A 12,943-nucleotide genomic window follows, 5' to 3' on the forward strand; every position below is an offset into this window, starting at 1 on the left:
ATCTGTAGTTAAAACTCTACAGAATGTCCCAACATGAAAGTTTACTGCGGACAAAATATGAATTTGCTTGCGATTTAAGCCAAAGATGTCTAGAATTAGCGCTTCGCAATTTGCGACATAACTTTTAGTTATGACTCCTTGCTTCTAATTTTTATAATTAGGGGCTGCTTAAACCGTAAGGAGCTGACAATGCGTCACTACGAAATCGTACTATTGGTACATCCAGACCAAAGCGATCAAGTTGTAGGTATGGTTGAACGCTATATCTCTCAGATCAAAGAAGCTGAAGGTCAAATTCACCGTTTAGAAGATTGGGGCCGCCGCCAATTGGCTTACCCAATCAACAAAATCCACAAAGCACACTACATTCTTATGAATGTTGAATGTGGTCAAACGACTCTTGATGAGTTAGAAGAATTGTTCCGTTATAACGATGCAATTATTCGTAACATCATTATCCGTCGTGAAAATGCAATTACTGAAGAATCATTACTTGCTAAAAGTGCTGAAGAAAAACGTGCGCGTAAAGCTCAACGTGAAGAAGCACAACACGCAATTCCAGAAGCTGAATAAGGAGAACCTCAATGGCACGTTTTTACCGTCGTCGCAAGTTCTGCCGCTTTACAGCTGAGAAAGTTGCGTATATCGACTACAAAGATATCGACACTCTAAAACAGTACATCACTGAAAACGGCAAGATTGTTCCTAGCCGTATTACAGGTACTAAAGCTCGTTATCAACGCCAATTAGCGTTAGCTATTAAACAAGCTCGCTATTTGTCTTTGATTCCGTACACTGACAACCATAAGTAAGTGAGGTGAGCTGTGGACGTTATCTTATTACAACGCATTAAAAATCTTGGTAAATTAGGCGACAAAGTATCAGTTAAAGCTGGTTACGGTCGTAACTTTTTGATTCCTCAAGGTAAAGCAGTAGCTGCAACTGAAGCTAACACTTCAGCTTTCGAAGCTCGTCGTGCTGAACTTGAGAAACAAGAAGCTGATATTTTAGCTGCTGCAAATGCACGTGCTGAACAATTGAACGAAGTTAATATCGTTATCACTGCTAAAGCTGGTGATGAAGGTAAACTTTTCGGTTCTATCGGCACTCGTGACATCGCTGACGCTTTAACGAACGCAGGTCTTGTTGTTGACCGTGCAGAAGTTCGTTTACCAAACGGTGCGCTTCGTCACACTGGTGAATTCAACATCGCAATCCAATTGCACCATGATGTTGTTGCTGAAGTTCTCGTTACTATCGTATCTGAGTAATTTCTGCAAAGAAAAAGAGCATGTTTTACATGCTCTTTTTTTATGTCAAAATTTTATAAATAAAGTTCAACTTTTAATTTTTCACCACTTACACAATTTTCACTGAATTAAATTGTCGCGTTGACCTCCATTTGGATTAAGATAGTCACTCGGTTATGTTTCATCTTTTTTATTAGGTCTTGTTATGTCACAGGCGAATGCCAATTTTACAAAAAATTCTCCAAACACAGAGAGTAAAGTGAGTGACTCAGGTCAATTAAAAGAATTTCGCACCCCGCCTCATAATCTTGCAATCGAGCAAGCTGTTTTAGCTGCATTAATGACGGTTGCTGAATCCTTTGAGCAAGTTAGTGACTTACTCAAAGAAAATGATTTTTATGCTACACGTCATAAATATATTTATCGTGCAATTGAAAAACTGGCTCAAGAAAACTCTCCTTATGATGCTGTTTTGGTAAATGATTGGTTACTCAAACAAAGCTTGTTAGATGCAATTGGTGGCGAAGAATATTTAATGCAACTGATGGCAGATTCCCCTTCAAGTTTTTATAACCTTGAAACTTATGCCAGTAAAATTAAAGAATTTTCAACACTACGTGCAATGATTAAAGTCAGTAGTGATATTTTACAAAATGCTTATGACACCAAAGGCCGACCTGTTAGTGAAATTCTAGATTTAGCAGAAACTCAAATTTTCTCGCTAGCAGAACAGCATAACAATAATAAAAAAGATTCAGGCCCAAAATCGATTAGCTCTGTAACGGCGGATGTTATTTCTAAACTAGATGAGCTTTCTAAATTAGAAGGAAATATCACTGGTTTAACCACAGGCTTTTTAGAACTCGATAATAAAACTTCTGGTATGCAAGCTGGCGATCTAATTATTGTAGCCGCACGTCCATCGATGGGTAAAACTACTTTTGCGATGAACTTGGTTGAAAGCGTTCTGCAATATAATCGTTTACCTGCTTTGGTGTTTTCTATGGAAATGCCAGCAGACTCGATTGCAATGCGTTTAATTTCAGCCATGGGTAAAGTACACCAAGGTCATTTACGTTCTGGTAATTTAGATGCAGATGAATGGACGAAAGTGACAGGTACGATCTTGCAATTACAAGAAATGCATTTGTACATCGACGACTCCTCTGCTCTTCCACCAACAGAACTTCGTGCACGTGCTCGACGCATTGCAAAAATGCATGATGGTAAAATCGGTTGCATTATGGTCGATTACCTGCAATTGATGAAAGTGCCGGGTATGGGTGATAACCGTGTTGGCGAAATTTCAGAAATTTCTCGTAGTTTAAAAGCACTTGCAAAAGAAATGCACTGCCCCGTGATTGCACTATCGCAGCTTAACCGTAGTTTGGAGAATCGCCCAAACAAACGTCCAGTAATGTCTGACTTACGTGAATCGGGTGCAATCGAGCAGGATGCCGATTTAATTATGTTTATTTACCGTGATGAAGTTTATAACAAAGAATCTAAAGAAGCAGGTACAGCAGAAATTATTATCGGTAAACAGCGTAACGGTCCAATTGGTAGCGTTCGTTTAGCCTTCGAAGGTCAATATACTCGCTTCAGTAATTTATCGCCTGAGTTCTATGCTCAGTATGAAGATGACGAATAATATTTAAACTATTTTATTTTATATACAATCCAAGTCGACCCAAAGGAGATCTCAGGGTGCGCCAAGCAACAGTTTATATTGACAGTGAAGCACTGCAATATAATTTAAACCGTGTTAAACAACTTACTTCACATTCAAAAATCGTCAGTATGGTCAAAGCCAATGCTTATGGACATGGAGTAAAACACTGTTTAGCCGCCTTAGAGGCCACGGATGCTTTTGGTGTCGCCTGTCTAGAAGAAGCTTTAGAGATCAGGCAACTTGGATATACCCAGCCGATTACATTGATTGAAGGTGTATTTGCTGAAAATGAGATGCAACAAGTCATCGAACAGAAGCTTGAATGCATCGTGCATCACAACCAACAAGTAGAATGGTTAATTCAGCATAAAGCTGCTTATAACGCATTAGATTTAAAGGTTTGGGTAAAACTGAATAGCGGCATGAATCGTCTCGGTTTTAAAGTCGATGAAATCATTGACGTGATTCAGCGCTTGAAAGCTGAAGGTTTTACCTGCGTTTTAACCATGCATTTTGCCAATGCTGATGCAGAACATCCCTTAAATGAACAGCAAAAAAATCAATTTTTAGAAGTTAAACAAGCGTGTGACCCTATACTAGCCTCTTGTTGCAATTCAGCAGCAATTTATAAATATCCAGAACTTCATTTTGATTATGTTCGCCCTGGAATTATGTTGTATGGAGCATCACCATTTTCAGATAAAAATGTATGTGAGCTTGATCTCAAACCTGTCATGAGTTTCACTGCTGAGATCATTGCATTAAATCAGATTCAACAAGGTGAATATGTAGGCTATGGCTCAACATTCACTGCATTAAGTCCTTTGACTATAGCTATTGTTTCTATTGGCTATGGTGACGGCTATCCACGCGCTTACGTGAAACAAAATTTTGTTGCAATTGACCAACAAATGGTTCCTGTTGTTGGACGTGTCAGTATGGATATGATTGCAATTGATGTAACCCATATTCATGCAGAAATTGGCACGAAAGTTGAGCTATGGGGTAAGCAACGTTTAGTTGATGAAGTTGCACATGCAAATGGAACAATTGGTTATGAATTACTTTGCCGCCTTACACAACGCCCTACTCGACGACTAGGTAACTAAACAATACTTGATCATTTTTTGTGTTTTATTTCTAATACAGTTTTAACCATTTAAACTTAAAATGCTAAAACTGATATACGATAATCCGCTTAATAAAATGCCGATTCAACAATTCGTTATTTTTCTGATCCGAATTTCTATCGGCATTTTTTTCTTCACCACAGGCTTCAATAAGCTTTTCGTTGAGAAAAATAAACTGATTATGTTGGAGACAATCATTGATGCAGGCATTCCATTTCCTGAAATTATGAGTACTTTTGTTTCCACTACCGAAATGCTTGCAGGTTTATTTCTGCTCCTCGGATTATTGACTCAGCTCAGCAGCATTCTATTATTCATAATTTGTCTTACCGCATTATATACCATTGGAATCCATACAATTCCAAACGGCTTAGATCTGATTAGCTGGTTCAGTTGGTTCTTCTATACTCACGATTTGCTCTATATGTTTCTTTTAACGGTACTCATTACATCTAAACCTAGTATCCTGTCACTAGATCGAACCTTAAACAAAAAGATAAACCTATGATCATAAAAAATAGAGTCTCAAAGTAGGGATTGAACTACTTTGAGTAGTTCGCTTCTATTTATAGACCATAGTCAACGGTAGGTTTTGGTAACTCCTGTAGCCCCCGACGCAAAGTTTCAGACCATTGCTTACTAATTTGACTAAAGTACGGATCTTCCTCTCCGATGCGCTTCCCTTCAGGTATGACAAGACTATCCTTGTGATATATCAACGCATCCAATGGTAATCCAACAGAGACATTCGATCTCAAAGTTGAATCAAATGAGATTAATGAACAACGTAAAGCATCAGCAAGTGGCATCGTATAATGCAAAGCACGATCTAAAATAGGTTTCCCATATTTACTTTCACCAATTTGAAAATAAGGTGTATCGATGGTTGCACAAATGAAATTTCCTTGAGGATAAACATTATAAAGTTGGATTTCCTCGCCCTTAATTTGTCCACTCACTAAAATACTGCAAGAAAAGTTCATCTGTTCTTGGGTATTTTCGGTAATATCTTCTAAAACCTTACGTAATGTTTTACCCACTAATTCAGCAACTTCAAACATTGTTTTAACAGTAAAAAGATTTGGCTCTTGATCCAAAGCAAGTGCATTTTGCAAATGCCCAATCACAGCTTGAGTTGTCGCTAAATTTCCAGCCGTTTGTAACGCGATGAAACGCTCACCTTCAACACCAAAAGTATGTAATTTACGAAATACAGAAATATGATCGACCCCAGCATTGGTTCGTGTATCACTGATCAATACTAAACCCTGCTCCAATCTTAATGCACAACAATAGGTCATCTTTCTCTCTTTAAACTCAACAAGCCAAAACCTGAACAACAGACATCATACTTTCTACACCTCCCTGCTCTCGCACACCACGAACAGGTGCTACATCCAAATAATCACGTCCAACTGCAACGTAAATATGATTCTGAGGTGTAAATATCTGATTACTTACATCGAAACAATACCACTCATTATCCACAAATACTTCTGCCCATGCATGACTGGCGAGGTGTGGTTGATTTTGATCATATAAATAACCCGAAACATATCGTGCAGGCAAATTGAGTGAACGACACATTGCAATTAATACATGCGCATGATCTTGGCACACACCCTGCCCAGCATAAAAGGAATTAATCGCTGAGGTCGTCACAGAAGTACTTTCAGGCTGATAAGGTATTAGTCTTAAAATTTCTTCAGCTAATAGAATCAAATGTTGACGATCTTTGACTTTTACGACACTGTGAGCAAAATCAGCCATAGTTAAATCACAGCAAGTCATTGCTGTTCTTTGCTGAAAAATAATTGGTGAAACATCGCTCTCAAAACTACCAACTTCAGTATCGAATAAATCGACAATTCCCTGCGCCATAATCGTCAAATAATGATAATCATATCTTTGAGTTGCTGTGATCCATAAGTTATTAAACGAATCCCTCTTACATGAGTATTGCCCAGGTACGCTGACATGCCAATTTTCAACGGTTTGATGTTTGGAACTTTGGGGCATCATTTTAATGGACTGCACGCTATTACGCGCAGTCTGAGTATAACGATAATGCGTTTGATGATTCACCATAAGTTTCATGCATGCACCTCGAATTGATTTTCAAGTTTATAAGTAAAAGCATAAAACTGATTTAAATAAGGTTCTGTTTTTAAAATCTCCCAACTTGGTTGTAAATCATTCCAACCCAAGCTAAATAACCGTTTAACTTTAAAGTCTACCGCTTCAATCACATGATCAATATTTTGATAAAATCTAAAATAAGTATCGATTTGCTCAACCGCTTGTCCTATGTCAAAAAATAGGAAAACCTCTTCTTGTTCTGCTTTTAAAATAGAACAACACTCTTCTACGACTTGCTGTATTGCCAATGCATCTGAAGGGGTATTTTTAATTAGATAATTAATTTCAGCATATGCTTCGGCAGTCAGCAATCCTCTTAATTCTTGGATATTATCTCTTGCAATCTCAAGTTGGCTTAGCAAAGAATATGGCTGAGCTTTTGCTAACATAAATTGATTCAAATTTTCAGCATCATCGATCTGTAAAGACAGTGCTTGAGCAAATTCCGCTGCTTGTTGATCCGTTGAAAATGGTAAATGACTTGCGACATGACCAATTCTAAATAAATAACGTCCTAACCAATAAATATGTTGAGCGCTCGAGCTAAGTAAAACCATACATGTCCTCCCTTATATATTATTAAAACAGCTCAGGCACTCAGCAAGTGTGATGCGTGCCCAAAGCTTAGAGTGTGTCAGAAAGGTTTATGAACGTAACGTCTCCACCACCCATGTATCTTTAATTCCACCGCCTTGAGATGAATTAACTACCAGCGACCCTGCTTGCATTGCCACACGAGTTAGACCGCCAGGAACAATCTCAGTCCGATAAGGTGAGCTCAATACAAATGGACGTAAATCGATATGCCGTTCTGCGACCCCATCTGTGGTTAACGTTGGAGCAACAGATAAAGCCAAAGTTGGTTGCGCGATATATAGGTGTGGTGTTTCAATAATTTTTTGTCTAAATTCTTCAATTTGTTGTGAATCAGCTTGTGGTCCAATAAGCATACCGTATCCGCCAGAACCTTGAGCTTCTTTGACAACAAGTTTTTCTAAATTACAAAGTACATAATCTAATTGCTCATGATCACGGCACTGATAGGTCGGAACGTTACTTAAAATAGGAGACTCACACAAATAAAATTCAATCATTTTATCGACATATGGATAAATTGATTTATCGTCTGCAACACCAGTGCCTGGTGCATTCGCAATCACAACATTATTTTGCAAATACGCCGACATCAATCCTGCTACACCCAAAGTACTATCAGGCTTGAATGTTAATGGATCAAGAAACTCATCATCAACTCGACGATAAATGACATCCACTTGTTGACGACCACGAACTGTTTTCACAAATACTTTATCATCATCAACAAATAAGTCTCGGCTTGTTACCAAAGGAACATCCATCTCTCGCGCTAAGAATGCATGTTCATAATAAGCACTATTAAATCTGCCTGGTGTTAAAACAACGATTAATGGATTATCAACATGCGCATTTTCTTCCAAAATTGCTCTTAATAACGTTGGGTATTGTTCAATACTTTGTAAATTATTTGTAGTACATAGATCTGGCATCAGCTTTTGACTAATCTTACGACTTTCCAGCATATATGAAACACCAGATGGTGTTCTTAAATTATCTTCCAATACAAAGAAATCACCTTGTCCATCACGAATAATGTCGATACCACTAATCTGGGAGTAAATTTTCCCTTTAAGATGATGTTTCAACATGTGTGGTTGAAAGGCTTCATGCATCATCACTTGCTGAGCAGGTATTAAGCCTTCTTTTAAAATATGTTGAGCGTGATAAATATCGTCTAAAAAATAATTAAGCGCTTTAACACGTTGCTCACAACCTGTAGAAATTTTCTCCCATTGTTTTTTTTCAATCACACGAGGAATCAGGTCATAAGGAATCGTACGTTCTGTTCCCTCTTGATCACCATAAACATTAAAAGTAATACCTTGATATAAAAAATGTTGCTTAGCTTGGGTTCCCAATGTTTTTAATTCATCTAAACTTCGAATGCTTAACCATTGTTCAATTTTTTTTGAAGCCTCTCCGTTAAAGCTTTTATCATCCAACATCTCATTAAAAAACTCTGATTTAAGTTGCTCAAACAAATTGGTACTCACACTGAGCTGAGAAATAAATGAAGACGAATGTGTTGAAACCGTAGAAGTCGTTTGATCTGGCGCGTAATAATCTGTGCTGATATGTAGGTTGTGCTCTTGTTCTGTCATAGAAACCTCGTCTCATCATTTATTCATATATCTAATAAGCAATTTCAATGCCACTTATACAAATTCTAATTTTTCATTTATTAAGTCTCAGATATTCAACTAAATGTGAATTAGATTCAGTCGTAAATGAGTAATCTAGATCAGATGGGCTTGCTAAATACAAAGAGTTTTTTTATTGTGTCTGCTTTAGATCAAACAATTTAGTTATTCGCCTATGTCATCCATACAAGAAAAAGAAACGTCTAATAGTCTTTATCGCCAATGGCAGATACTTTCTCGCTTATCGACTGGGAAATGGATGGGTACTCGTGAATTACAAGAAATATTAGAAAGAGAAGGCATTGAAATCAGTCTTCGGACGATTCAGCGTGATTTAAATCAAATTGCTCAACGTTTTCCAATCGAAAGCAATAAGACTGTACCGCAAGGCTGGCGTTGGCGTTCTGATGCTCCGATTCAAAGTTTGCCACATATGACCAGCTCACAAGCAGTAACCTTTATGATGGTCGAAGAGCATTTACGCCACCTACTTCCACCTAGCCTTCTTGAAGAAATGACACCTTGGTTTGATTTAGCAAAACGCAGCTTATCTACACAAAATAATGTCAGACAATGGATTAATCGAGTTCGAATTGTTCCTGCTAATCAACCATTAATTCCGCCTATGGTCGACAAGCATGCACAACAAGCAATTTACGAAGGATTGTTACAAGATAAACAAATCGAATGTGTTTATCGCGCCAGAATAAATCAAGGCGAAGATAAAACCTATATTCTCAACCCTCTTGCATTGGTTCAAAAAGGTGCAGTGATTTATTTGATTTGTACTCGAAATGATAAAACTGAAGTTCAAACTTTTGCACTGCACCGTTTTAAAGCAGCTATAGTCTTAGATAGTCGTGCCTTACATCCTGTAAATTTTGATATTGATAATTATATTGAATCAGGTGCACTTGGTTTCCGTGTTGATTATAGTAAACCTACAGAACAGATTCTGTTAAAGCTAACGATGACTGAAAGTACAGCCCAAAGTTTTTATGAGAGTCAATTAAGCAAAGATCAAACGATTACACCATTAGAAGAAAATATTGTTGAGGTTAGTGCAACAGTTCCTTTCACTTCTCAACTGGTTTGGTGGTTAAGAAGTTTTGGAAAAAAACTGCTTAATATTGAACCGGCTGCTGCTTATAATGCAGTGAGAGAAGTTGAAGAATAATCTAATAAAAAAAGAGAACCATTTGGTTCTCTTCGTAATTTTATCAATTTTATTGTTAAAAATTAAATTTTTTATTTTTATAAAATGTTCAAACCAACTTTTCTCCCCACCTGATCAAAATTGGTTTGTACCTTTTAAGCGCATTGATTTTTAATTAACATCAGCACGCTAATTCATAACCATTGTAGCGGATTCTCTTTTTCGTCATCGTTAAAGCCCTCTTTGTTTGAACGTAAAGCTAATATAACCAGAATTTTTTTAGCTGTGAAATAACAAAGATTGGAATCAAAAGCTGATTTTTTGCTATTGCTGATCTTCCAGTAAAAAGCAGCTTACTCTTTATTGGATAATAAAACTTCGAAACGATGTAGATGAGTAAAACGACCAGCTTGTATCTGATATTGATCAATTAGCGGTACTAAGCGTTGAAAATGCTCTGACTGTACATGTAAATCCAGCGCTTCGCGACTCATCCATTCTTCAATAAAAACAAAATGTCCTTTCTGTTTGTGATCGTGATAAAGATCATAAGCAATACAACCTGATTCAGATCTAGTTTTTTCAACAAGCTCCTGATACAGAGGTAAAACTGCATTAAGGTGTTCTGGTTGAATAAAGTCTTCGGCAATCAATTTTAATGTCATGTTGTCTTCGATTTTTTAAAATTTTTCCATAAAAAAAGCTCTCAAATTCATGAGAGCTTTTCAATCACCACATCAGCTTATGCTGAAAATGGATGACGTAATACAATTGTTTCTGCACGATCAGGACCAGTTGAAACGATATCAATTGAACATTCAATTAACTGCTCAATCCGTTTTACATAAGCCAACGCATTTGCAGGAAGTTGATCAATTTGAGTTAAGCCAACAGTTGATTCACTCCAACCTGGCATTGATTCATAGATCGGTTTTAAACTTTCAAATGAAATCGCATCAGAAGAACCTGCACAGCCTGAATCAACATCTTCATAACCAACACAGATTTTAATTTCTTCCAAACCATCCAATACATCAAGTTTAGTCAAGCAAATTCCAGATAATGAGTTTACTTCAACCGAACGGCGTAAGATTTCAGCATCGAACCAACCACAACGACGTTGACGACCAGTAGACGCACCAAACTCATGTCCGACAGTACCTAAATGACGACCAATAGCATCACCTGTATCGGTAGATGCATCATAATGTAACTCGGTTGGGAATGGACCAGCACCAACACGTGTTGTATATGCTTTAGTAATACCCAATACATAATCTAAATGTAATGGACCCATACCTGAACCTGAACTCACACCACCAGCAGTTGTGTTCGAACTTGTTACATAAGGATAAGTACCGTGATCGATATCAAGTAATGAACCTTGTGCACCTTCAAACATGATTGCCTTACCTTCTTTACGGTAATCATGTAGCACTTTAGTCACATCAATCACTAATGGTGCAAGCACTTCACGCCATTCGTTACAAAGTGCAAGTACATCTTCAAACTTAACTTCTTCAACGCCATAGAATTGCGAAAGTTGGAAGTTATGTAGCTCTAACATTTCTTGAAGTTTTTCTTCAAGTAACGCACCACCACGAATTAAGTCAGCAACGCGTACAGCACGACGCGCAACTTTATCTTCGTATGCAGGACCGATACCACGACCTGTCGTACCAATCTTCGCATTTCCACGTTTCTTTTCACGTGCTTGATCAAGTGCAATGTGATTCGGCAAAATAAGTGGACAGTTTGGAGAAATACGTAAACGTTGTTTAACAGGTACGCCTTCTTGCTCCAAGATTGCCATTTCTTTGATTAGCGCTTCAGGAGAAAGAACGACACCATTCCCGATTAAGCACAATACGTTTTCACGTAAAATACCTGATGGAATGAGGTGTAATACAGTCTTCTTACCACCTACGACAAGAGTATGCCCTGCGTTATGTCCGCCTTGATAGCGTACGACCGCAGCCGCTTGATCTGTGAGCAGGTCGACGATTTTACCTTTTCCTTCGTCGCCCCATTGGGTACCAAGTACCACAACATTTTTGCCCATAATAGCCTCATTACATCATGCTGTTAAAATTGGAAACCAAGCCTTTAGCTCGGCAATTAAATTTTCTCAATCACCCATTGACCATTTTGAGACACCATTTGATGGGTCGCATATGGTACTGAGCTTAAATCATCATTACCTAGCAATTGCACCACACATAAACCTTGGCTACGTGTCTTTGCAATTGCATTTAATAAATCTTGATCATTACCTTTGGGCGCAACGATTGTTTCAATTTCAACAAATTGTGTCGCACCTAAAGCATATAAATCACAACTAAATCCTGTTGCTGGACGTGAACGCCCAAAATGCTCACCAATTCCATCATAACGACCGCCTTGAGCAAGTGGCGCAGCGCGGTTTGGCGCATAAATGGCATACATTAAACCTGTATGATAGTGATAACTACGCAATTCAATCACATCAATACCAATATTTAAATTTGGCCAACGTGATTGAATTTGTGTAAATGTTGTTTTCAATGCATCGAATTCATTTTTAAACTCGACATCATTTAAAATATCTTGGCTTAAGTGTGTCTGTAATGCATCTAAATCACTGGCATAGCGACCTAAAGCATAAAAATCTGTTCCCATTGCCAAATCTTTTGTAAATTCTTCTAGCTCTGGTAAAGCTTTACGCTGATATAAATCAGAAAGTACGCTTTCAGTGTTTTTATTTAGCCCAGCACGTTTTACTAAGCTACGGAATAAACCAACATGACCTAAATCCAAATGAACACCGTGCAAATTATGCGTATGTTCGATTAGAGCCAACATTACATCAATCATTTCAACATCTGCTTCGATGCTGTCATGACCATATAGTTCAGCACCTAACTGTAAAGGCGCACGTGTTGCATTGAAATTTTGCGGTTTTGTATGAAGGACTGTACCTGCATAGCAATAACGAGCCACACCTTCGATCGGACGAACATGTGCATCAATACGCGCAACTTGCGGTGTCATATCCGCACGCACACCAAGCAAGCGCCCAGAAAGTTGATCTATAACTTTAAAGGTGACTAAATCTAAATCTTGATTGGATTCTGATAATGAAGACAACGATTCGATGTATTCAATAAATGGTGTATAAACCAATTGATAACCTCGAACTGCGAGGAAATCTAAAGCTTCTCGACGCAAAGTTTCAACCACTTGCGCTTGTTCGGGCAATACATCTGCTACCCCATCAGGGAGCAACCATGTCTCTGAAATGGTCATGTTTCAAACCTAAAATCTGTTTAACGCAGAACGATCTACGTAAAAAGCAACCACATAAAAAAATCGGGTGAATG

At 37.9% G+C, this 12,943-nt stretch carries 14 protein-coding genes; 7 read left to right on the plus strand and 7 right to left on the minus strand.

Features of this window, described 5'->3' with window-relative positions:
- Window positions 1-189 precede the first annotated feature (189 nt).
- The 6 genes from rpsF to F933_RS14315 all read left to right on the plus strand — a co-directional run bounded on the left by rpsF (window position 190) and on the right by F933_RS14315 (window position 4,560).
- Window positions 190-573 (plus strand): 30S ribosomal protein S6, encoded by a 384-nt coding sequence (rpsF, locus tag F933_RS14290; RefSeq protein ID WP_005054659.1) that lies wholly within the window; start codon window positions 190-192, stop codon window positions 571-573.
- Between the two features lie 11 nt (window positions 574-584).
- Window positions 585-812 (plus strand): 30S ribosomal protein S18, encoded by a 228-nt coding sequence (rpsR, locus tag F933_RS14295; RefSeq protein ID WP_004648825.1) that lies wholly within the window; start codon window positions 585-587, stop codon window positions 810-812.
- Window positions 813-824: 12 nt separating this feature from the next.
- A complete protein-coding gene (gene rplI, locus F933_RS14300) occupies window positions 825-1,271 on the plus strand; it encodes a 50S ribosomal protein L9 (protein ID WP_005054662.1) in 447 nt (148 codons plus the stop codon).
- Between the two features lie 184 nt (window positions 1,272-1,455).
- Window positions 1,456-2,901: a replicative DNA helicase gene (gene dnaB / locus F933_RS14305; RefSeq protein ID WP_005062393.1), complete on the plus strand. Its 1,446-nt coding sequence runs from the start codon at window positions 1,456-1,458 to the stop codon at window positions 2,899-2,901.
- 56 nt (window positions 2,902-2,957) lie between these two features.
- Window positions 2,958-4,031, plus strand: coding sequence for an alanine racemase (gene alr, locus F933_RS14310; RefSeq protein WP_005062396.1), 1,074 nt, complete (start codon window positions 2,958-2,960; stop codon window positions 4,029-4,031).
- 61 nt (window positions 4,032-4,092) lie between these two features.
- Entirely contained in the window at window positions 4,093-4,560 is a 468-nt protein-coding gene (locus tag F933_RS14315) for a DoxX family protein (protein ID WP_005062397.1), read from the plus strand.
- Between the two features lie 58 nt (window positions 4,561-4,618).
- On the opposite strand, the gene F933_RS14320 is transcribed toward F933_RS14315, so the two are convergent.
- The 4 genes from F933_RS14320 to F933_RS14335 all read right to left on the minus strand — a co-directional run bounded on the left by F933_RS14320 (window position 4,619) and on the right by F933_RS14335 (window position 8,389).
- Window positions 4,619-5,353, minus strand: a complete 735-nt coding sequence (locus tag F933_RS14320) for a proteasome-type protease (protein ID WP_005062399.1) — start codon at window positions 5,351-5,353, stop codon at window positions 4,619-4,621.
- A gap of 16 nt (window positions 5,354-5,369) precedes the next feature.
- Window positions 5,370-6,149, minus strand: coding sequence for a transglutaminase family protein (locus F933_RS14325; protein WP_005062402.1), 780 nt, complete (start codon window positions 6,147-6,149; stop codon window positions 5,370-5,372).
- Window positions 6,146-6,748 (minus strand): alpha-E domain-containing protein, encoded by a 603-nt coding sequence (locus F933_RS14330; protein WP_005062404.1) that lies wholly within the window; start codon window positions 6,746-6,748, stop codon window positions 6,146-6,148. Before F933_RS14330 ends, F933_RS14325 begins: the two co-directional genes overlap by 4 nt.
- Window positions 6,749-6,835: 87 nt before the next feature.
- On the minus strand, window positions 6,836-8,389 hold the full coding sequence (locus F933_RS14335; RefSeq protein WP_005062407.1) for a circularly permuted type 2 ATP-grasp protein: 1,554 nt from the start codon (window positions 8,387-8,389) through the stop codon (window positions 6,836-6,838).
- A gap of 214 nt (window positions 8,390-8,603) precedes the next feature.
- Here F933_RS14335 and F933_RS17325 point away from each other — a divergent pair, with 214 nt between their 5' ends.
- Entirely contained in the window at window positions 8,604-9,605 is a 1,002-nt protein-coding gene (locus F933_RS17325) for a helix-turn-helix transcriptional regulator (RefSeq protein ID WP_005062410.1), read from the plus strand.
- A gap of 332 nt (window positions 9,606-9,937) precedes the next feature.
- On the opposite strand, the gene F933_RS14345 is transcribed toward F933_RS17325, so the two are convergent.
- The 3 genes from F933_RS14345 to F933_RS14355 form a co-directional block, all read right to left on the minus strand.
- Window positions 9,938-10,249 (minus strand): putative quinol monooxygenase, encoded by a 312-nt coding sequence (locus F933_RS14345; RefSeq protein WP_005062413.1) that lies wholly within the window; start codon window positions 10,247-10,249, stop codon window positions 9,938-9,940.
- A 77-nt stretch (window positions 10,250-10,326) separates the two neighbouring features.
- Window positions 10,327-11,646: an adenylosuccinate synthase gene (locus F933_RS14350; RefSeq protein WP_005062415.1), complete on the minus strand. Its 1,320-nt coding sequence runs from the start codon at window positions 11,644-11,646 to the stop codon at window positions 10,327-10,329.
- Window positions 11,647-11,702: 56 nt separating this feature from the next.
- Window positions 11,703-12,869, minus strand: coding sequence for an ATP phosphoribosyltransferase regulatory subunit (locus F933_RS14355; RefSeq protein WP_005062418.1), 1,167 nt, complete (start codon window positions 12,867-12,869; stop codon window positions 11,703-11,705).
- Window positions 12,870-12,943: the final 74 nt, after the last annotated feature.

This window comes from Acinetobacter beijerinckii CIP 110307, assembly GCF_000369005.1.
Classification (GTDB): domain Bacteria; phylum Pseudomonadota; class Gammaproteobacteria; order Pseudomonadales; family Moraxellaceae; genus Acinetobacter; species Acinetobacter beijerinckii.